This window comes from Streptomyces dangxiongensis (genome assembly GCF_003675325.1).
Taxonomy (GTDB): domain Bacteria; phylum Actinomycetota; class Actinomycetes; order Streptomycetales; family Streptomycetaceae; genus Streptomyces; species Streptomyces dangxiongensis.
Map to the genome: position 1 here is coordinate 5870465 of NZ_CP033073.1, position 20220 is coordinate 5890684.

The window sequence follows — 20220 nt, forward strand, 5'->3', positions numbered from 1 at the left end:
GGAACCGTACGGACACGACGTACGACGCGTACTCGACACGCACACGTACACAGCAACGAGGAGCAAGTCATGGCGGGCAGCAGCCACGGTCACACCCCGGCCGCCTGGACCGGTGTCATCATCGCCTTCATCGGTTTCTGCGTCTCGGGCGCCTTCATGGTGATGGCCCGGCCGGTCGGCTTCTGGGCCGGCATGGTGGTCGTGGTGCTCGGTGGCGTCGTCGGCGCCATCATGCGTGCCATGGGTCTCGGCCAGCCCAAGGCGTCGCGCCCCGCCCCGCACACCGCCCCCGCCGCGACCCGCGAGCCGGCCGGCGCCGAGAGCTGAGCGGCACAGCGCTTCCCCGAGGGGCGGCCCGGCGACCCGGAAGGGAACCCGGCCCGCCCCTTCGCCGTACCCGGCCCCCGCGTCGTCCCCTGGGGGGATGGCCTCCTTCCGCACGCGGGTGCTGACCGGACCCGTACCCGTGCGCGTGCGTGCGGCCCTGCCCCCTCGTCCCCCGGCCGGACGCGCTCCGCGTGCGCGGAGCCGGGGCGTGGGGGAGGCTGCCCGGGTGAAAGCCGACAGCCCCCCGGTCCCGTGCTGGGCTCCGCGGAGCCTCCCGCGCCCCGCCCCGCCCCCGCCCGTGCGGCGACGGCTCGCCGTCGCGGCGGGGCTGCTCGCGGCGGCCGGCGGGGCCTTCGCCTACGTCGGCGCCGTCGACCCGAACGAGCCCGGCCACTACCCCGCCTGCCCCCTGTACCGGTCCACCGGCCTGTACTGCCCCGGGTGCGGCGGGCTGCGCGGCGCCCACGCCCTCGTCCACGGCGACCTCCTCACCGCCCTGCGCGACAACGCGCCGGTGGTGGCCGCCTGCCTGGGCTTCGCCGTGCTGTGGGCCGTCTGGGTGGTCCGCGCGGCGCGCGGCCGGCCGGTCCGGATCGACCCCGGGCCGGCACCGCTGTGGGCGCTCGGCGCGTTGCTGCTGGTGTTCACCGTCGTCCGGAACCTGCCGTTCGGTGGCTGGCTACACCCTTGATCGAACAGCGAACGTCCAGGTAGTGGGACCGCCCGGAAGTGGATGCGAAGCCTCGGCCCTCCTGCGGATACCATCGCAGTGACCACGGGTTTTCAGAACCTGAAGAACCACCGTCCTGAAAGGGGGCCGCTCGCGTGAGTGTGCTCGACGAGATCATCGACGGAGTCCGTGCCGACCTCGCGGAGCGGCAGGCACGCGTCAGCCTCGACGAGCTCAAGGAGCGTGCGGCGAAGGCCCCGGCCGCCAAGGACGGGGTGGCCGCGCTCAAGGGCGACGGCGTCAAGGTGATCTGCGAGGTCAAGCGCTCCAGCCCGTCCAAGGGCGCGCTGGCGGCGATCGCCGACCCGGCCGCACTCGCGGCGGACTACGAGGCGGGCGGCGCGGCCGTGATCTCCGTGCTCACCGAACAGCGCCGCTTCGGCGGCTCCCTCGCCGACCTGGAGACCGTCCGCGCGCGCGTGGACATCCCGGTGCTGCGCAAGGATTTCATCGTCACGTCGTACCAGCTCTGGGAGGCCCGGGCGTACGGCGCCGACCTCGCGCTGCTGATCGTGGCCGCGCTGGACCAGCCGGCCCTGGAGTCGCTGATCGAGCGGGCGGTGTCCATCGGCCTGACGCCCATCGTCGAGGTGCACGACGAGGACGAGGTCGAGCGGGCGGTGGACGCGGGCGCGAGGGTCATCGGCGTCAACGCGCGGGACCTCAGGACGCTGGAGGTCGACCGCGGCACCTTCGAGCGGATCGCCCCGGAGATCCCGGACAGCGTCGTCAAGGTGGCCGAGTCCGGAGTGCGCGGGCCGCACGACCTGATCGCCTACGCCAACGCCGGCGCCGACGCGGTCCTGGTCGGCGAGTCCCTGGTGACCGGCCGCGACCCCAAGGCGGCCGTCGCCGACCTGGTGGCGGCGGGCGAGCATCCGGCATTGCGGCACGGACGCGGCTGACCTCCCGTTAGGCTTGGCTTCCGATGAGGACGACGACCACTGTGACGACCGTGGACCGGTACGCCCGCCTCGCGCGCGGCTGCCGCCCGCGGGGCTGCCGCGCGCCCGCCCGCCGGGTGCACGGCCGTCGCGTGCGGTACGTCATCGGGGACGAACCCGGTCAGGTGAACGGCCGTCGATGGCACCGCGCCCTCCAGGGGCGCGGGGCTCTGTTCGATCTGCGGCTACCGCCGCGCGGGCGCGACCGGTCACCAACGGCCTGACGTCCGACAAGCCCCGCCCCCACGGCGATCAGTGTCTCTTCACCACACTCACCGTGAGGTATCCGCATGCCCAGCCAGTTCTTCATCCCTGACCCCGAGGGGCAGGTGCCCAGCGCGGGAGGCTACTTCGGCGCGTTCGGCGGCACGTTCATCCCGGAGGCCCTCGTCGCCGCCGTGGACGAGGTCGCCGTCGAGTACGACAAGGCGAAGGCGGACCCCGAGTTCGCCCGCGAACTCGACGATCTGCTCGCCCACTACACGGGCCGCCCCAGCGCCCTCACCGAGGTCCCCCGTTTCGCCGAGCACGCGGGCGGCGCCCGGGTGTTCCTCAAGCGCGAGGACCTCAACCACACCGGCTCCCACAAGATCAACAACGTGCTCGGCCAGGCCCTGCTGACCCGGCGCATGGGCAAGACCCGGGTCATCGCCGAGACCGGCGCCGGCCAGCACGGTGTCGCGACCGCCACCGCCTGCGCGCTGTTCGGCCTCGACTGCACGATCTACATGGGTGAGATCGACACCGAGCGCCAGGCCCTCAACGTGGCCCGTATGCGCATGCTCGGTGCCGAGGTCGTCGCCGTGAAGTCCGGCAGCCGCACCCTCAAGGACGCCATCAACGAGGCGTTCCGGGACTGGGTCGCCAACGTCGACCACACCCACTACCTGTTCGGCACGGTCGCCGGCCCCCACCCCTTCCCGGCCATGGTGCGCGACTTCCACCGGGTGATCGGGGTGGAGGCCCGCCGGCAGCTTCTGGAGCGTGCCGGGCGCCTCCCGGACGCCGCCGTCGCCTGCGTCGGCGGCGGCTCCAACGCCATCGGCCTCTTCCACGCCTTCCTCCCCGACGAGGGCGTCCGCCTGATCGGCTGCGAGCCCGCCGGCCACGGCATCGAGAGCGGCGAGCACGCGGCCACCCTCACCGCCGGCGAGCCCGGCATCCTGCACGGCTCCCGCTCCTACGTCCTCCAGGACGAGGAGGGCCAGATCACCGAGCCGTACTCGATCTCGGCCGGCCTGGACTACCCGGGCGTCGGCCCCGAGCACGCCTATCTGAAGAACTCCGGCCGCGGCGAGTACCGCGCGGTCACCGACGACGCCGCCATGCAGGCCCTGCGCCTGCTGTCGCGCACCGAGGGCATCATCCCGGCCATCGAGAGCGCCCACGCCCTCGCCGGCGCCCTGGAGGTCGGCAGGGAGCTGGGCCCGGACGGCCTCGTCCTCGTCAACCTCTCGGGCCGCGGCGACAAGGACATGGACACCGCCGCCCGCTACTTCGGCCTGTACGACACCGACGCCGAGGTGGCCGCCGACGAAGCCGACACCGCCGAGATCGAGGGGGACGCCAAGTGAGCGGCACCATCCAGTTGCTGTCGGACACCCTCGCCGCCGCGAAGGCCGAGGGCCGCGCCGCACTCATCGCCTACCTCCCGGCCGGCTTCCCGACCGTGGACGGCGGCATCGAGGCGGTCAAGGCCGTCCTCGACGGCGGCGCCGACATCGTCGAGGTCGGCCTGCCGCACAGCGACCCGGTCCTGGACGGCCCGGTCATCCAGACCGCCGACGACATCGCCCTGCGCGGCGGGGTGAAGATCGTGGACGTCATGCGCACGGTCAGGGAGGCCCACGCGGCCACCGGCAAGCCCGTGCTGGTCATGACGTACTGGAACCCGATCGACCGGTACGGCGTCGAGCGCTTCACCGCCGAGCTGGCCGAGGCGGGCGGCGCGGGCTGCATCCTGCCCGACCTGCCCGTGCAGGAGTCGGCGCTGTGGCGGGAGCACGCCGAGAAGCACGGCCTGGCGACCGTCTTCGTCGTGGCGCCGAGCAGCCGGGACGAGCGGCTCGCCCGGATCACCGCGGCGGGCAGCGGCTTCGTCTACGCCGCCTCCCTCATGGGCGTCACCGGCACCCGCGCGTCCGTCGGCGCGCAGGCTCACGAGCTGGTCGAGCGCACCCGTGCCACCGGCAGCGGCCTGCCCGTCTGTGTCGGGCTCGGCGTCTCCGACGCGGCCCAGGCCGCCCAGGTCGCCGGCTTCGCCGACGGCGTCATCGTCGGCTCGGCGTTCGTGAAGCGGATGCTGGACGCCCCCGACCACGCCTCCGGCCTCGCGGCGGTCCGCGAGCTGGCGGCGGACCTGGCGAAGGGCGTCCGCGGACAGGTGTGACCGCACGCGGGATCCCCTTTCCAGGGGGCGCGGTCACTCGAAGGGGTGGACCTTGGGCCGGGGAGGCGCGCTGCGCCTCCCCGGTTCGTTCTGGGGGTGTGAGCGAGAAGAACCGTGACGGAAAGCGCACCGCCCGGGAGCGGCTGGCGGTCGAGCGTGAGAAGCAGAAGGCCGGGGACAAGCGGCGGCGCACGTTGATCGTGGGCGCGAGCGTGGTCTGTGTCCTCGGCCTCGCGGCGGTGATCGGCGTGATCGCCGCCCACGCCGGCAAGGACAAGGGCAGCAGCGCGGGCCCGGTCGTGGCGCCCTCGGGCGCGCAGGGCAAGGACAGCCTCGCGATCCCGGTCGGCAAGGACGGCGCCAGGCCGACGCTCACCGTCTGGGAGGACTTCCGTTGCCCGGCCTGCCGGGCCTTCGAGACGGTGTACCGGCCGACCCTCCACCAACTGACCGACGCCGGCAAGCTCAGAGTCGACTACCACCTGGTCCGGCTGATCGACGGCAACCTCGGCGGCGCCGGCTCCCTGCGCGCGGCCAACGCCGCGGCCTGCGCCCAGGACGCCGGAAAGTTCCGCGAGTACCACGACGTGCTGTACGACAACCAGCCCCAGGAGAGCGTCGACACCCTCGGCGACAACGACACGCTGATCCGGCTGGCCGGCAAGGTGAAGGGCCTGGACACCCCCGCGTTCCGCACCTGCGTCAAGGACGGCACCCACCTCACCTGGGTGAACAAGTCCCACCGGGCCATGGGCGCCGCCGGTTACAACAGCACGCCGACCGTCCTGCTCGGCGGCAAGAACATCATGGAGGATCGGACGATGTCCCCGGCCAGGCTCAAGCGGCTGGTGGAGACGGCCGGCCAGGGATGAGCGCCTCCCGCACGCCCCCGTTATGGACCCGTAGCCGGGCTGCCCGCCGTCCCCACGGCCCGGCACGGTAGCGTCGGACCTGCCATGGAACTTGCCTACATTCCCAGCCCGTCGCACGGGGTGCTGTACCTCGGCCCCATCCCGCTGCGCGGCTACGCCTTCTGCATCATCATCGGCGTCTTCGTTGCCGTCTGGCTCGGCAACAAGCGCTGGATCGCCCGCGGCGGACAGTCCGGCACGGTCGCCGACATCGCCGTCTGGGCCGTCCCGTTCGGCCTCGTCGGCGGCCGGCTCTACCACGTGATCACGGACTACGAGCTGTACTTCAGCAAGGGCCGTGACTGGGTGGACGCCTTCAAGGTGTGGGAGGGCGGCCTGGGCATCTGGGGCGCGATCGCCCTCGGCGCGCTCGGCGCGTGGATCGGCGCGCGCCGCCGGGGCGTCCCGCTGCCGGCGTACGCCGACGCCGTCGCGCCCGGCATCGCGTTCGCGCAGGCCATCGGCCGTTGGGGCAACTGGTTCAACCAGGAGCTGTACGGCCGGGAGACGCATCTTCCCTGGGCGCTGCACATCACCTCCGCCGAGGGCGGCCGGGTGCCGGGCTACTACCACCCGACCTTCCTCTACGAGTCCCTGTGGTGCGTCGGTGTCGCCCTCCTCGTGATCTGGGCCGACCGCCGCTTCGAGCTGGGCCACGGCCGGGCGTTCGCGCTGTACGTCGCGGCCTACTGCGTGGGCCGCGGCTGGATCGAGTACATGCGCGTGGACGACGCCCACCACATCCTGGGCCTGCGCCTCAACGACTGGACGGCCCTGGTCGTGTTCCTGCTCGCGGTGGCGTACCTCGTGGTGTCGGCGAAGAAGCGGCCGGGCCGGGAGGCCGTCGTGGAGCCGGACGTCTCCGGCGCTCCGGCCGCCGCTGACGCGGAGGCCGGCGGCGGTGCCGGGACCGACGGCGGTACGGAGGCGGGTGCCGGGGCCGAGGAGAGGACCGAGGGGTCCGGGGAGCCGCGGAAGAACGAGGCGGAGTCGGCCGAGAAGACCTGACCGCCGGACGTACGGCACCGAGGGCGTCCGGGATCCTCCGGGCGCCCTCGGCACGTGCGGGCGGCCGGTGCCGTCGCCCTCACGTGCCGTACCGCGCCTCGATCTCCGGCCGGTACGGCATCGACGCCGACGCCCCGGCCCGCTGCACGGAGATCGCCGCCGCGGCAGCGGCCCAGGACAGGGCCTCGCGCACCGGTCTCTCCTCGGCGAGGGCCACGGCGAGCGCGCCGGCGAAGGTGTCGCCCGCGCCGGTGGAATCGACCGCGGTCACGCGGGGCGCGGGCACCACCAGCGGCTCGGTGCCCCGGGCCCGGTACAGACAGCCCGTCGCGCCCAGGGTGACGACGACCTGGGGCACCAGCTCCAGCAGGGCGGCCGCCGCCTCGCGCGGGTCGGTGCGCCCGGTGAGGGTGATCGCCTCGTATTCGTTCGGCACCAACAGGTCGGTGGCGGCGAGGAGTTCGGGCGGCAGCGGACGGACGGGGGACGGGGTCAGCACCGTACGCACCCCGTGCCGGTGTGCCGCCTGCGCGCCCGCGACGACCGCCGCCGGCGGGATCTCCAGTTGCAGCAGCAGGGCGTCGGCGGAGGCGATCACCCCCTCGTCGCCGGGGGAGAGGTGGTCGACGGTGCCGTTCGCGCCCGGGATGACGACGATGGAGTTGCCGCCCTCGTCGTCCACCACGATGTGCGCGGTGCCGGAGGGGCCCTCGACCGTGCGCAGGGAGTCGGTGTCCACCCCGGAGTGTTCCAGGGTGTCCCGGAGCCGCATGCCGAAGGCGTCGTTGCCGACCGCGCCGATCATCGAGACGGTGGCGCCGGCGCGGGCGGCGGCGATCGCCTGATTGGCACCCTTGCCGCCGGGGACCGTACGGAACTCCCGCCCGGTCACGGTCTCCCCGCGCTGCGGGGCCCTGGCGACGTAGGTGACGAGGTCCATGTTCGTGCTGCCGAGGACCGCGATCTGGGTCATGGGCGGGTCGCCTCCGGGCGGGTGAGGTGGGCCAGGGTGTCGAAGCCGATACCGTTGTGGAAGCCGGCGGCGATGGCGGTGGCCGTGGTCATCGCCGCGTAGACGCTGCTGACGGTGTGGGCCGCCACCGTGTCGGGAGCCGCGTCGGGGCGGGCCTGTGCGACGGCTGCCGCCAGGTCGGACGAGCGACCACTTTTGAGCGTTCTGTGTCTTTTGGGGTGTTTCAAGATTTCGGGTGCCATGTCCCGATCATCCTCTCGGGCGGGCCGGGCGACCGCTGTGGACACGAGGGAAAACCGCAGGTTAGCCCAGCCTTTCCTTGGTGGCGGGCGAGGAATCGGGAGGGTAGATTCGGAGTTGTCGAAGACTAGATCTCGTCCAAAGTTAGCTTTGGCTTAGCTATCCTGGGGGACCCGCATGGCGATCATCGAAACCGAGGCCGCGCTCCACGAGGCGCACCGCGACAACCACACCCACCGCGACGTCAACGGCGGCTGGCTGCGCCCCGCCGTCTTCGGTGCGATGGACGGCCTGGTCTCCAACCTCGCCCTGATGACGGGCGTGGCCGGCGGGTCCGTGGGCCAGCACACCATCATCATCACCGGCCTCGCGGGGCTCGCCGCCGGTGCCTTCTCCATGGCTGCCGGCGAGTACACCTCGGTCGCCTCGCAGCGGGAGCTCGTCGAGGCCGAACTCGACGTCGAACGCCGTGAGCTGCGCAAGCACCCGCAGGACGAGGAGGACGAGCTGGCGGCGCTGTACATGGCCCGCGGGGTCGAGCCCGGGCTGGCCCGGCAGGTCGCCCGACAGCTCTCCCAGGACCCCGAGCAGGCCCTGGAGATCCACGCCCGTGAGGAGCTGGGCATCGACCCCGGCGACCTGCCCTCGCCGCTGGTCGCGGCCGTCTCCTCCTTCGGGTCGTTCGCGCTCGGCGCCCTGCTGCCCCTGCTGCCGTACCTGCTCGGCGCGACCGTGCTGTGGCCCGCTGTGCTGCTCGCCCTCGTCGGCCTCTTCGGGTGCGGTGCCGTCGTGGCCCGGGTGACCGCGCGTAGCTGGTGGTTCAGCGGCCTGCGGCAGCTCGCGCTCGGCGGTGCGGCGGCCGGTGTGACGTACGCCCTGGGCACTCTGTTCGGAACGGCCGTAGGATAGCGCGACCGCTAGCTATGCGAGGGACCGCATAAGTAGCCGTTACTCGCTGGTTTCGCGCGCATGACCACCGGGCATCAGCCGTAAGCGCTGTGGGCAATGACGCCTGCCGCACACCTGCGGGGTGGGCGATGACGCTCCCCCCGGCCCCTCCGGGCCGACGGACGCGGATCCGACCGATCCTGGCCGTAACGGCCCCCGCGACACCGTTCGCCGCCACAGCGCGGCACCCGCCGCCACCCACGGCACGCGCCGCGTTCGCGCGGCACCTCCGCCGCGACCGTGGCGTCCGCATGTTGGAACGCAGTATCCGGTTCCCGAGAACCGCTCCATCATGTAACCTGCACGAAATTTTGATCTGACGCAGAGGGCCAACGTCGTCCCTCGGCACCTGCCACATGCCATATGACGACGACGGGAGAGCCGATGCGTACGCCGCGCCAGCCGTCCCAGCATTCCGAGAACGGCCAGAACTGGTCGTTCATGGATGCTCGCCCTGCTGCGCAGGGTATGTACGACCCCCGCAACGAACACGACGCCTGTGGCGTCGGTTTCGTCGCCACTCTTACCGGCGAGGCGTCCCACACGCTGGTCGAGCAGGCACTCACCGTCCTGCGCAACCTGGAGCACCGCGGTGCCACCGGCTCCGAGCCCGACTCGGGCGACGGTGCGGGCATCCTCTCCCAGGTTCCCGACGCCTTCCTGCGTGAGGTGGCCGGATTCGACCTTCCCCCAGCCGGCTCCTACGCGGTAGGCATCGCCTTTCTCCCGGAGGACGGCGCCGAGGCCGCCGTCTCGCGCATCGAGACGATCGCCGCCGAGGAGGAGCTGACCGTCCTCGGCTGGCGCGCGGTCCCGGTCGCCCCGGAGCTGCTCGGCGCCACCGCCCGCTCCACCATGCCGGCCTTCCGCCAGATCTTCGTGACCGGGACGGAGCCCGGGGGAGGCGCCAGCGAGGGCATCGCGCTGGACCGCAAGGCGTTCGTGCTGCGCAAGCGCGCCGAGCGGGAGGCCGGGGTCTACTTCCCGTCCCTGTCCGCCCGGACGATCGTCTACAAGGGCATGCTGACCACCGGCCAGCTCGAGCCCTTCTTCCCGGACCTGTCCGACCGCCGCTTCGCCTCCGCGATCGCGCTCGTGCACTCCCGGTTCTCCACGAACACCTTCCCGTCGTGGCCGCTGGCACACCCGTACCGCTTCGTCGCCCACAACGGTGAGATCAACACCGTCAAGGGCAACCGCAACTGGATGCAGGCCCGCGAGTCGCAGCTCGTCTCCGGCCTGTTCGGCTCGGACGAGAAGGCCCTCGAGCGGATCTTCCCGCTCTGCACCCCGGACGCCTCCGACTCCGCCTCCTTCGACGAGGTCCTGGAGCTCCTGCACCTGGGCGGCCGCTCGCTGCCGCACTCCGTGCTGATGATGATCCCCGAGGCGTGGGAGAACCACGCCACCATGGCCCCGGCCCGGCGCGCCTTCTACCAGTTCCACGCCACGATGATGGAGCCCTGGGACGGCCCGGCCTGCGTCACCTTCACCGACGGCACCCAGGTCGGCGCCGTCCTCGACCGCAACGGCCTGCGTCCCGGGCGCTACTGGGTCACCGACGACGGCCTCGTCGTCCTCGGCTCCGAGGTCGGCGTCCTCGACATCGACCCGGCCAAGGTCGTCCGCAAGGGCCGCCTCCAGCCCGGCCGCATGTTCCTCGTGGACACCGCCGAGCACCGCATCATCGAGGATGACGAGATCAAGGCGGCCCTCGCCGCCGAGAAGCCGTACTCCGAGTGGCTGGAGGCCGGCGTGATCGAGCTGGGCGACCTGCCCGAGCGCGAGCACATCATCCACACCCACGCCTCGGTCACCCGCCGCCAGCAGACCTTCGGGTACACCGAGGAGGAGCTGCGCATCATCCTCGCGCCGATGGCCCGCACCGGCACCGAGCCGATCGGTTCCATGGGCACGGACTCGCCCATCGCGGCCCTGTCCGAGCGCCCGCGGCTGCTCTTCGACTACTTCACCCAGCTCTTCGCGCAGGTCACCAACCCGCCGCTGGACGCGATCCGCGAGGAACTGGTCACCTCCCTGCGCTCGTCGCTGGGCCCGGAGGGCAACCTGCTGGAGCCGACGGCCGCCTCGTGCCGCACGGTCACCCTGCCCTTCCCGGTGATCGACAACGACGAGCTGGCCAAGCTCATCCACATCAACGCCGACGGCGACATGCCGGGCTTCAAGGCCGCGACCCTCTCCGGCCTGTACCGCGTCTCCGGCGGCGGCGAGACGCTCGCCGCGCGCATCGAGGAGATCTGCGCCGAGGCCGACGCGGCCATCGGGAACGGCGCCCGGCTGATCGTCCTGTCGGACCGGCACTCCGACGCCGAGCACGCGCCGATCCCGTCGCTGCTGCTCACCTCGGCCGTCCACCACCACCTCATCCGCACCAAGCAGCGCACCCAGGTCGGCCTGCTGGTCGAGGCCGGCGACGTCCGCGAGGTGCACCACATCGCCCTGCTCATCGGCTACGGCGCCGCCGCCGTCAACCCGTACCTGGCGATGGAGTCCGTCGAGGACCTGCTGCGCGCCGGCACCTTCCTGAACGGCCTGGAGCCCGAGCAGGCCATCAAGAACCTGATCTACGCCCTGGGCAAGGGCGTCCTGAAGGTCATGTCCAAGATGGGCATCTCCACCGTCGCCTCCTACCGCGGCGCCCAGGTCTTCGAGGCCGTCGGCCTGGACGCGACCTTCGTGGGGAAGTACTTCAACGGCACCGCCACCAAGATCGGCGGCGTCGGCATCGACGTCATCGCCCGGGAGGTCGCCGCCCGCCACGCCAAGGCCTACCCCGCCTCCGGCATCGCTCCCGCGCACCGCGCGCTGGAGATCGGCGGCGAGTACCAGTGGCGCCGCGAGGGAGAACCGCACCTGTTCGACCCGGAGACGGTCTTCCGCCTCCAGCACTCCACGCGCACCGGAAGCTTCGACATCTTCAAGAAGTACACCGACCGCGTGAACGAGCAGTCCGAGCGCCTGATGACGCTGCGCGGCCTGTTCGGCTTCAAGTCGGAGCGGGGCCCGATCCCCGTCGAGGAGGTCGAGCCGGTCTCCGAGATCGTCAAGCGGTTCTCGACCGGCGCCATGTCGTACGGCTCCATCTCCAAGGAGGCGCACGAGACCCTCGCCATCGCCATGAACGAGCTGGGCGGCAAGTCCAACACCGGTGAGGGCGGCGAGGACTCCGAGCGCCTGTACGACCCGGCCCGCCGGTCCGCCATCAAGCAGGTCGCCTCCGGCCGCTTCGGCGTCACCAGCGAGTACCTGGTCAACGCGGACGACATCCAGATCAAGATGGCCCAGGGCGCCAAGCCCGGCGAGGGCGGCCAACTGCCCGGCCACAAGGTCTACCCGTGGGTCGCGAAGACGCGTCACTCCACGCCGGGCGTCGGCCTGATCTCCCCGCCGCCGCACCACGACATCTACTCCATCGAGGACCTCGCCCAGCTCATCCACGACCTGAAGAACGCGAACCCGCAGGCGCGGATCCACGTGAAGCTGGTCTCCGAGGTCGGCGTCGGCACGGTCGCGGCGGGTGTGTCCAAGGCGCACGCGGACGTCGTCCTGATCTCCGGGCACGACGGCGGCACGGGCGCGTCCCCGCTGACGTCGCTGAAGCACGCGGGCGGCCCCTGGGAGCTGGGCCTCGCCGAGACCCAGCAGACCCTGCTGCTCAACGGCCTGCGCGACCGGATCGTGGTCCAGACGGACGGTCAGCTGAAGACCGGCCGTGACGTGGTCATCGCCGCGCTGCTCGGCGCCGAGGAGTTCGGTTTCGCGACCGCGCCGCTCGTCGTCTCCGGCTGCGTGATGATGCGCGTCTGCCACCTGGACACCTGCCCGGTCGGCATCGCCACCCAGAACCCGGCCCTGCGCGAGCGCTTCGCCGGCAAGGCCGAGCACGTGGTCAACTTCTTCCGGTTCATCGCCGAGGAGGTCCGCGAGCTGCTGGCCGAGCTGGGCTTCCGCTCCATCGAGGAGGCCGTCGGCCACGCCGAGGTGCTGGACGTCGAGCGCGCGGTCGACCACTGGAAGGCCCAGGGCCTGAACCTGAAGCCGCTGTTCCACGTGCCCGACCTGCCCGCGGGCGCCGTCCGCCACCGGGTGATCGCCCAGGACCACGGCCTGGAGAAGGCCCTGGACAACGAGCTGATCAAGCTCGCCGCCGACGCCCTCGCGGCCGACGACGCCACAGAAGCGCAGCCGGTGCGCGCCCAGGTCGCCATCCGCAACATCAACCGCACGGTCGGCACCATGCTCGGCCACGAGGTGACGAAGAAGTTCGGCGGCGCGGGCCTGCCCGACGACACCATCGACATCACCTTCACCGGCTCCGCCGGCCAGTCCTTCGGCGCGTTCCTGCCGCGCGGCGTCACGCTGCGCCTGGAGGGCGACGCCAACGACTACGTCGGCAAGGGCCTGTCCGGCGGCCGGATCGTCGTCCGCCCGGACCGCGCGGCCGACCACCTCGCCGAGTACTCGACCATCGCGGGCAACACCATCGCCTACGGCGCCACCGGCGGCGAGCTGTTCCTGCGCGGCCGTAGCGGTGAGCGGTTCTGCGTCCGCAACTCCGGCGCGACCGTCGTCTCCGAGGGCGTGGGCGACCACGGCTGCGAGTACATGACCGGCGGTCACGCGGTCGTCCTCGGCCCGACCGGCCGCAACTTCGCGGCGGGCATGTCCGGCGGCATCGCGTACGTCATCGACCTCGACCGCGACAACGTCAACGCCGGCAACGCCGGTGCCGTCGAGGCGCTGGACGACACGGACAAGCAGTGGCTGCACGACGTGGTGCGCCGCCACGCCGAGGAGACCGCCTCGACGGTCGCCGCGAAGCTGCTCGCCGACTGGGACACGGCCGTGGAGCGGTTCGGCAAGATCATCCCCAGCACGTACAAGGCAGTGCTCGCCGCCAAGGACGCCGCCGAGCGAGCCGGTCTCCCCGAGACCGAGATCACCGAGAAGATGATGGAGGCGGCGATCAATGGCTGACCCGAAGGGCTTCCTGAACCACGGCCGCGAGGTCGCCAAGACCCGTCCCGTCGGTGAGCGCGTCAAGGACTGGAACGAGGTCTACGTCCCCGGTTCCCTGCTGCCGATCATCAGCAAGCAGGCCAGCCGGTGCATGGACTGCGGCATCCCCTTCTGCCACAACGGCTGTCCACTGGGGAACCTGATCCCCGAGTGGAACGACTACGCGTACCGCGAGGACTGGGCCGCCGCCCAGGAGCGCCTGCACGCGACCAACAACTTCCCGGAGTTCACCGGTCGCCTCTGCCCGGCCCCCTGCGAGTCGGCGTGCGTGCTCGGCATCAACCAGCCGCCGGTCACCATCAAGAACGTCGAGGTCTCGATCATCGACAAGGCGTGGGAGACCGGGGACGTCGCCCCGCAGATCCCCGAGCGCCTGTCCGGCAAGACGGTCGCGGTCATCGGCTCCGGACCGGCGGGTCTCGCCGCAGCCCAGCAGCTCACCCGGGCCGGCCACACGGTCGCCGTCTACGAGCGCGCGGACCGCGTCGGGGGCCTGCTGCGGTACGGCATCCCCGAGTTCAAGATGGAGAAGCGGCACATCAACCGCCGCATCGAGCAGATGCGCGCGGAGGGCACCCGCTTCCGCACCGGCGTCGAGATCGGCCGCGACATCAACGCCCGCGACCTGAAGAAGCGGTACGACGCGATCGTGATCGCCGCCGGTGCCACGACCGCGCGCGACCTGCCGGCGCCGGGCCGCGAGCTGAAGGGCATCTACCAGGCGATGGAGTTCCTGCCCCTGGCCAACAAGGTGCAGGAGGGCGACTACGTCACCGCCCCGATCTCGGCCGAGGGCAAGCACGTCGTCGTCATCGGCGGCGGCGACACCGGCGCCGACTGCGTGGGCACCGCCCACCGCCAGGGCGCGGCCTCCGTCACGCAACTGGAGATCATGCCCCGCCCCAACGACGAGCGGCACCCGGCGAACCAGCCCTGGCCGACCTTCCCGATCCTCTACAAGGTCACCTCGGCGCACGAGGAGGGCGGCGAGCGGATCTACTCCGCCTCCACCACCCACTTCGAGGGCGACGAGGACGGCAACGTGCAGTGGCTGCACCTCGCCGAGGTCGAGTTCGTCGACGGCCGCCTGACCCAGAAGCCGGGCACCGAGCGCAGGATCCCCGCCCAGCTTGTCACCCTCGCCATGGGCTTCACCGGCACCGACCGGGAGAACGGTTTGGTCGACCAGTTCGGCCTGGAGCTGGACGCACGCGGTAACATCGCCCGCGACGCCGAATTCCAGACCAACGTGCCGGGTGTGTTCGTCGCCGGTGACGCCGGCCGCGGCCAGTCCCTGATCGTGTGGGCGATCGCGGAGGGCCGCTCGGCCGCCCGCGGCGTCGACCGCCACCTGACCGGGGCCAGTGACCTGCCGGCCCCGATCCGCCCGACGGACCGCGCCCTGGCGGTCTGACGGCGGCCACGAAGACGTCCCGTACAAAGGCGTACGGAACACTGACGGCGCCTGCCCGCCTGTCCCCGACCGGACGACTGGGCAGGCGCCGTTGCACGTCCGGGCGGTGTCGATGCGGGGCGGCCGGCCACGGCGCACGACCTACGTGTCGCACTCCAGCACCGTCCGGCACAACCCGCACCGCGCCCGTACCCGCCCCCGGACCGGCAGCCTGATCCGCTGGTGGCAGGTCGGGCAGGGAAAGGTCACCTGGAGGTGACCGAGGCCGTCGGGGGCGAAGGCGTACGAGGCGGCCGGGGGCACGTCCGGGGCGTGGCGGCGATCGTGGGCGTAGCGGCGGCGGCCCGCCCAGCCGGCCGCGGTGAGCGGCGGCTGCTGCTCGTCGCGGCGGGCCCGGGCCATTCCCCTGACGTAGGCGGTGTGGGCCTGCGGACTGGTGAACCACACGGACGGGTCCTCGTGGAAGAACAGGGCCCGCTTGGCCAGGACGTAACCGAACTCCTCCGGGGTGAGATAGCCGAGCTTCTGGGAGGAGACGCCGTCCTCCCGGTAGGCGTCCAGCAGCAGCCAGCCCGCGCCCAGGTAGGCCGTCACGGTGTCCGTCAGTATCTCGTTCTCGGCCGTGGTGGGGAACGAGAGGTCCAGGCGGTGCAGGTAGACGTGGGCCACCTCGTGGGCGAGCGCGGCGCCGATGTCCCGGCGATGGGCACGGAACCGGTCGTTCAGCTCGACGAAGTACTCCGGGCCCGAGGTCAGTTCCACGTTGGCCGCATGGGTCATCTCCCGGAAGCCGACGATCAGCCGCGCGTCCGGCAGCCGGAAGTGCCGCACGATCTCGCGGGCCACGCGCTGGGCGCCCAGATGCAGGTCGTCGGTGTCGCAGAAGGCGACGTCGGCGGGGGTCACGCTGGCCGAGAACGTCTCCACGGTGCCGTGGGACAGCCGCCGGTACAGCGCGGTGACCGCGGCCCGGACCGTCTCCAGATGCGGGTAGCCGTGCTCGACCGGTCCGCCGTTCGCCACGTCCTTACCCCCTTCAGACGCCGGAACTCCCCTCCACTGTAGGCGGATCCCGGCCCCGGGGATCCGCCCGGCGATCCGGTCCCCGGACACCTCGTGGGGGCCGGCCGCTCCAGCACATAGGGTTGGCGTCCATGACGACCAGCAATTCCCGCACGGGTGCCGTGGACCCCGAGGTCCGCCATGAACTGGAGCGGCTGCGCGACAGCATCGACAACATCGACGCGGCCGTCGTCCACATGCTCGCCGAGCGTTTCAAGGCCACCCAGCAGGTCGGCAGGCTCAAGGCGGTGCACCAGTTGCCGCCCGCCGACCCGGCCCGCGAGGCCCGGCAGATCGATCGGCTGCGTCGCCTCGCCGAGAACGCCAAGCTCGACCCGGCGTTCGCCGAGAAGTTCCTGAACTTCATCATCGCCGAGGTGATCCGGCACCACGAGCGGATCGCCGAGGACACCCACAGCGGGGACGCGGCGGACGCCGTCTGACCGGCGGACCGGCCGCCCGACCGGCGGGGGGACCGGGCGGCGGACCGGCCAGGGGCGCACAAAGGACATAAGCCGTGTACCGATCCGCCCCTGTGCGCTGTCGGCCCCATCAGGCAGCATGGCCTGCATGTCCGTACTCACGCGCGACGAAGCGCAGCTCCGAGCACAGTTCCTCGACGTCCACCGCTACACGATCGAACTGGACCTCACCACCGGGGACGAGACCTTCGGCTCCCGGACCGCGATCCGGTTCACCGCCCGGTCCGACGGGGAGACGTTCGTCGAGCTGAAGCCCGCCGAACTGCGCGGCGTCACCCTGGACGGACGGCCGCTCGACCCGGAGTCGCTGCACGAGGGACGGCTCCCGCTGCGCAACCTCACCGCCGGCGAGCACGAGCTGCGCGTCGACGCGGTCATGCGCTACTCCCGCACCGGCGAGGGCATGCACCGCTTCACCGATCCGAGTGACGGCGAGACGTACGTCTACACGCAGATCTTCATGGACGACGTCCAGCGGGTCTTCGCCGTCTTCGACCAGCCCGACCTGAAGGCCGTCTTCGAGATCTCCGTCCGGGCGCCGGAGGGCTGGAGCGTCCTCGCCAACGGCGTCACCGAGCAGCGCGGCGACGGCCTCTGGCAGGCCGCGCCCACCCCGCTGATCTCCACCTACCTCGCCGCCGTGGCCGCCGGTCCCTGGCACTCGCTGCGCACCGAGCACCGCGGACTGCCCTTCGGCATCCACTGCCGCCGCTCGCTCGCGCCCCACCTGGACGCCGACGCCGACGAGATCTTCGACGTCACGCGCGCGTGCTTCGACCGCTACCACGAGAAGTTCGAGGAGCCCTACCCCTTCGACTCCTACGACCAGGCGTTCGTCCCCGAGTTCAACGCCGGCGCCATGGAGAACCCGGGCCTGGTCACCTTCCGCGACGACTTCGTCTACCGCTCCGCCGTCACCGACACCGAGCGGCAGACCCGCGCCATGGTCATCGCGCACGAGATGGCCCACATGTGGTTCGGCGACCTCGTGACCCTCAAGTGGTGGGACGACATCTGGCTGAACGAGTCCTTCGCCGAGTACATGGGCTACCAGACCACCGCCGAGGCCACCCGGTTCACCGACCCCTGGACCGAGTTCGGCGTCACCCGCAAGTCCTGGGGCTACGACGCCGACCAGCGGCCCACCACCCACCCGGTCGCCCCCGAGAACGTCGACGACACGGCCTCCGCGCTGCTCAACTTCGACGGCATCTCCTACGCCAAGGGCGCCTCCGCGCTGCGTCAGCTAGCCGTCTGGCTCGGCGAGAAGGACTTCCTCGCCGGCATCAACACCCACTTCGCCCGGCACAGGTTCGGCAACGCCACCCTCGCCGACTTCATCGACTCCCTCGCCTCGGCCACCGACCGCGACGTCCACGCCTGGGCCGATAGCTGGCTGCGCACCGTCGGCGTCGACACCCTCGTGCCCGGCGTCACGGCCGACAACGGCACCTGGCACCTCGACGTCCGGCACCTGGGCAGCGCCGGCGTCCTCTCCGAAACCGCGACCGCCGGGGACGGCGGCAGCAGCCCGCACCGCGTCACCCTCGGCGTCTACGACCGCGACCTGCACGACGAGCGCGGGCTGACCCTGCGCGAGCGCGTGGAAGCCGACCTCCCCGCCGGCGGCGGCCTCGGCCTGCGCATCGCCGGCCCGCGACCCGCGTTCGTCCTCCTCAACGACGGCGACCTCACCTACGCCAAGATCCGCTTCGACGCCGCGTCCGCCGAGACGGTGCGCACCCACCTGTCCGGCCTGCCCGAACCGCTCACCCGCGCGGTCGTGTGGAACGCCCTGCGGGACGCCGTCCGGGACGGCGAGCTGCCGGCCGCCGCCTATCTGGAGACGGCCCGCGCCCATCTCCCGTACGAGACCGACCTGGCCGTCGCCCAGGGCGTCCTCGCCTTCGCCTCCGGCCAGATCGCCGACCAGTACCTGGCGCCCGAGGACCGCCCGGCCGCCCTGGCCACCCTCACCTCCCTCTGCCGCGACCTGCTGCGGCGCACCGAGGACGGCGACCACCCCGGGCTGCGGCTCATCGCCGTACGGCACCTGATCGGCGTGACCGCCCGCCCCGAGACCATCGCCGCCTGGCTCGCCGACGGCACGGTGCCCGGCGGCCCGGAACTCGACCCCGAGCTGCGCTGGCGCGTCCTTGTCCGGCTCGCCGTGCTCGGCGCCACCGACGAGGCCGCCATCGCCGCCGAGCTGGAGCGCGACCCGAGCGCCACCGGCCAGGAGGGCGCCGCCCGCTGCCGTGCGGCGCTGCCCGACCCCGGGGCCAAGCGCGCCGCCTGGGAGGCGATGTTCGCCGGCGACTCGCTGTCCAACTACCTCTTCACGGCCACCGCGCAGGGCTTCTGGCAGCCCGAACAGGCCGAGCTGGTCCGGGAGTACGTGCCGCGCTTCTACGAGGACGCGGTCGCCGTCGCCGCCCGCCGCGGCCCCGCCATCGGGGTCGCCGCCGGCCGCTGGTGCTTCCCGGCCCACGCCGTCGACGCCGGGAACCTCCGTCTCGGCGAGGCCTGTCTGCGCGACGCCGACCTCACCCCGGCCCTGCGCCGCACCCTCGCCGACCGCCTGGACGACCTGTCCCGCGCCCTCCGGGCGCGCGACGGGCGGCCGGCACGGGAGACCGGCCGGGCCGCGGCACAGGAGGCGCGGGTCCAGGCGTAGGCCCGAGGGTGCGGGGCGTTCGGACGTAGGCCCGACGACGTAGGGCGCGGCTGGTCCCTGGAGACGATGCGCCGGACCGGCCGCCGTCCCTAGGCTCGGGCGGTCAGAGATCAGTCCAGCCCCCGAAAGGCGGCATCGTGATCGTAGTGACCGGCGCGACCGGCAATGTCGGCCGTGCCCTCGTAGACCGTCTCCTTGCCGCGGGTCAGCCCGTCCGCGCGCTGACCCGCGACCCGGAGCGGGCCGAGCTGCCCGCGCGGGCGGAGGTGGTGCCGTTCCGGCCGGAGGAGCCCGACGCCCTGTTCGCCGGGGCGACGAAGTTCTTCCTGTACGCGCAGGCCGGCACCGCCCCGCTGCTGGCGGCGGCCCGCGCCCAGGGGGTACGGCACGTCGTCCTGCTCTCCAGCGGCATCATCCAGGAGGGCGCCGACGAGACCCACCCCATCCACGTCATGCACGCCACCGCCGAGCGGCAGATCCGGGACAGCGGGCTCGCCGGGACGTTCCTGCGCCCCAACGCCTTCGCCACCAACGCGCTCCAGTGGGCGCCGCAGATCCGTGCCGGCGACACCGTCCGGGGCGTCTTCGCGGACGGGCTCTCCGCGCCCATCCACGAGGACGACATCGCGGCCGTCGCCGAGCGCGTCCTGCTCGACGACGGGCACGAGGGCGCCGCGTACCGGCTGACCGGGCCCGCGGCGACCAGCAACGCCGACCAGGTCGCGGCCATCGGCGCGGCACTCGGCAGGAAGCTGACGTTCGTGGAGACCGACCCGGCCGACGCGGGCCCGGAACTCTTCCCGCACGTGCCGCCGCAGATGCTCGAACGCCTGCTGCGGACCTTCGCCGAGACCGTCGGCACACCCCCGGAGATCACCGGCACGGTCGAGCAGCTCACCGGCGCCCCGGCCCGCCCCTTCGACCGGTGGGCCCGCGACCACGCCGGGGACTTCCGGGCGTAACCGGCAGGGCGCGCGACCGGTCCCCCCACGGGGCTCCCGGGACGGCAGTACACACTTTCGGGTTCCGTTCACCGGGCTTTCGGGACGCAGGGCACCCTTCCGGTACAAGCTGG

17 protein-coding genes are annotated in these 20220 nt (G+C 72.3%); 14 read left to right on the top strand and 3 right to left on the bottom strand.

The annotated features are described in order from the left end of the window. Nucleotides 1-69: 69 nt before the first annotated feature. The 8 genes from D9753_RS26515 to lgt all read left to right on the top strand — a co-directional run bounded on the left by D9753_RS26515 (nucleotide 70) and on the right by lgt (nucleotide 6309). Nucleotides 70-327, top strand: a complete 258-nt coding sequence (locus D9753_RS26515) for an HGxxPAAW family protein (RefSeq protein WP_121789274.1) — start codon at nucleotides 70-72, stop codon at nucleotides 325-327. A 298-nt stretch (nucleotides 328-625) separates the two neighbouring features. Continuing rightward, nucleotides 626-1018: a DUF2752 domain-containing protein gene (locus tag D9753_RS26520; RefSeq protein WP_205614271.1), complete on the top strand. Its 393-nt coding sequence runs from the start codon at nucleotides 626-628 to the stop codon at nucleotides 1016-1018. 134 nt (nucleotides 1019-1152) lie between these two features. After that, the gene (gene trpC / locus D9753_RS26525; protein WP_121789276.1) at nucleotides 1153-1962 is read left to right on the top strand and encodes an indole-3-glycerol phosphate synthase TrpC; all 810 of its coding nucleotides are present in this window, start codon (nucleotides 1153-1155) and stop codon (nucleotides 1960-1962) included. Between the two features lie 23 nt (nucleotides 1963-1985). Beyond that, nucleotides 1986-2225: a tryptophan biosynthesis modulator TrpM gene (trpM, locus tag D9753_RS39435; protein ID WP_121789277.1), complete on the top strand. Its 240-nt coding sequence runs from the start codon at nucleotides 1986-1988 to the stop codon at nucleotides 2223-2225. A gap of 66 nt (nucleotides 2226-2291) precedes the next feature. Further along, nucleotides 2292-3575: a tryptophan synthase subunit beta gene (gene trpB / locus D9753_RS26535; protein ID WP_121789278.1), complete on the top strand. Its 1284-nt coding sequence runs from the start codon at nucleotides 2292-2294 to the stop codon at nucleotides 3573-3575. Next, on the top strand, nucleotides 3572-4390 hold the full coding sequence (trpA, locus tag D9753_RS26540; RefSeq protein ID WP_121789279.1) for a tryptophan synthase subunit alpha: 819 nt from the start codon (nucleotides 3572-3574) through the stop codon (nucleotides 4388-4390). The genes trpB and trpA overlap by 4 nt, the downstream gene beginning before the upstream one ends. 98 nt (nucleotides 4391-4488) lie before the next feature. Next, the gene (locus D9753_RS26545; RefSeq protein WP_121789280.1) at nucleotides 4489-5262 is read left to right on the top strand and encodes a DsbA family protein; all 774 of its coding nucleotides are present in this window, start codon (nucleotides 4489-4491) and stop codon (nucleotides 5260-5262) included. An 84-nt stretch (nucleotides 5263-5346) separates the two neighbouring features. After that, nucleotides 5347-6309, top strand: a complete 963-nt coding sequence (gene lgt / locus D9753_RS26550; RefSeq protein WP_121789281.1) for a prolipoprotein diacylglyceryl transferase — start codon at nucleotides 5347-5349, stop codon at nucleotides 6307-6309. A gap of 79 nt (nucleotides 6310-6388) precedes the next feature. On the opposite strand, the gene rbsK is transcribed toward lgt, so the two are convergent. Further along, nucleotides 6389-7282, bottom strand: a complete 894-nt coding sequence (gene rbsK / locus D9753_RS26555) for a ribokinase (protein WP_121789282.1) — start codon at nucleotides 7280-7282, stop codon at nucleotides 6389-6391. Then, nucleotides 7279-7524 (bottom strand): hypothetical protein, encoded by a 246-nt coding sequence (locus tag D9753_RS36700; protein ID WP_163010797.1) that lies wholly within the window; start codon nucleotides 7522-7524, stop codon nucleotides 7279-7281. Before D9753_RS36700 ends, rbsK begins: the two co-directional genes overlap by 4 nt. A gap of 175 nt (nucleotides 7525-7699) precedes the next feature. On the opposite strand from D9753_RS36700, the gene D9753_RS26560 reads away from it, so the two are divergent. From D9753_RS26560 to D9753_RS26570, 3 genes are all read left to right on the top strand, one after another. Next, nucleotides 7700-8431, top strand: a complete 732-nt coding sequence (locus D9753_RS26560; RefSeq protein WP_121789283.1) for a VIT1/CCC1 transporter family protein — start codon at nucleotides 7700-7702, stop codon at nucleotides 8429-8431. A 507-nt stretch (nucleotides 8432-8938) separates the two neighbouring features. Then, nucleotides 8939-13468 (top strand): glutamate synthase large subunit, encoded by a 4530-nt coding sequence (gene gltB, locus D9753_RS26565; protein WP_121789284.1) that lies wholly within the window; start codon nucleotides 8939-8941, stop codon nucleotides 13466-13468. Further along, nucleotides 13461-14924, top strand: a complete 1464-nt coding sequence (locus tag D9753_RS26570) for a glutamate synthase subunit beta (RefSeq protein ID WP_121789285.1) — start codon at nucleotides 13461-13463, stop codon at nucleotides 14922-14924. Before gltB ends, D9753_RS26570 begins: the two co-directional genes overlap by 8 nt. 141 nt (nucleotides 14925-15065) lie before the next feature. Here D9753_RS26570 and D9753_RS26575 read toward each other — a convergent pair whose 3' ends face one another. Next, nucleotides 15066-15947: a hypothetical protein gene (locus D9753_RS26575; protein WP_121789286.1), complete on the bottom strand. Its 882-nt coding sequence runs from the start codon at nucleotides 15945-15947 to the stop codon at nucleotides 15066-15068. A 131-nt stretch (nucleotides 15948-16078) separates the two neighbouring features. Here D9753_RS26575 and D9753_RS26580 point away from each other — a divergent pair, with 131 nt between their 5' ends. From D9753_RS26580 to D9753_RS26590, 3 genes are all read left to right on the top strand, one after another. After that, entirely contained in the window at nucleotides 16079-16429 is a 351-nt protein-coding gene (locus tag D9753_RS26580; protein WP_121789287.1) for a chorismate mutase, read from the top strand. A 118-nt stretch (nucleotides 16430-16547) separates the two neighbouring features. Next, nucleotides 16548-19145, top strand: coding sequence for an aminopeptidase N (gene pepN / locus D9753_RS26585; RefSeq protein WP_121789288.1), 2598 nt, complete (start codon nucleotides 16548-16550; stop codon nucleotides 19143-19145). Nucleotides 19146-19282: 137 nt separating this feature from the next. Next, nucleotides 19283-20107: an NAD(P)H-binding protein gene (locus D9753_RS26590; protein ID WP_121789289.1), complete on the top strand. Its 825-nt coding sequence runs from the start codon at nucleotides 19283-19285 to the stop codon at nucleotides 20105-20107. The last annotated feature ends 113 nt before the right edge of the window (nucleotides 20108-20220 follow it).

Excerpts from the sequence above, each read along its gene's own strand:
- D9753_RS26515 (WP_121789274.1), top strand. The coding sequence starts at position 70 with ATGGCGGGCAGCAGCCACGGTCACACCCCGGCCGCCTGGACCGGTGTC.
- trpM (WP_121789277.1), top strand. The coding sequence starts at position 1,986 with ATGAGGACGACGACCACTGTGACGACCGTGGACCGGTACGCCCGCCTC.
- trpB (WP_121789278.1), top strand. The coding sequence starts at position 2,292 with ATGCCCAGCCAGTTCTTCATCCCTGACCCCGAGGGGCAGGTGCCCAGC.
- lgt (WP_121789281.1), top strand. The coding sequence starts at position 5,347 with ATGGAACTTGCCTACATTCCCAGCCCGTCGCACGGGGTGCTGTACCTC.
- rbsK (WP_121789282.1), bottom strand. The coding sequence starts at position 7,282 with ATGACCCAGATCGCGGTCCTCGGCAGCACGAACATGGACCTCGTCACC.
- D9753_RS36700 (WP_163010797.1), bottom strand. The coding sequence starts at position 7,524 with ATGGCACCCGAAATCTTGAAACACCCCAAAAGACACAGAACGCTCAAA.
- D9753_RS26560 (WP_121789283.1), top strand. The coding sequence starts at position 7,700 with ATGGCGATCATCGAAACCGAGGCCGCGCTCCACGAGGCGCACCGCGAC.
- gltB (WP_121789284.1), top strand. The coding sequence starts at position 8,939 with ATGTACGACCCCCGCAACGAACACGACGCCTGTGGCGTCGGTTTCGTC.
- D9753_RS26570 (WP_121789285.1), top strand. The coding sequence starts at position 13,461 with ATGGCTGACCCGAAGGGCTTCCTGAACCACGGCCGCGAGGTCGCCAAG.
- D9753_RS26580 (WP_121789287.1), top strand. The coding sequence starts at position 16,079 with ATGACGACCAGCAATTCCCGCACGGGTGCCGTGGACCCCGAGGTCCGC.
- pepN (WP_121789288.1), top strand. The coding sequence starts at position 16,548 with ATGGCCTGCATGTCCGTACTCACGCGCGACGAAGCGCAGCTCCGAGCA.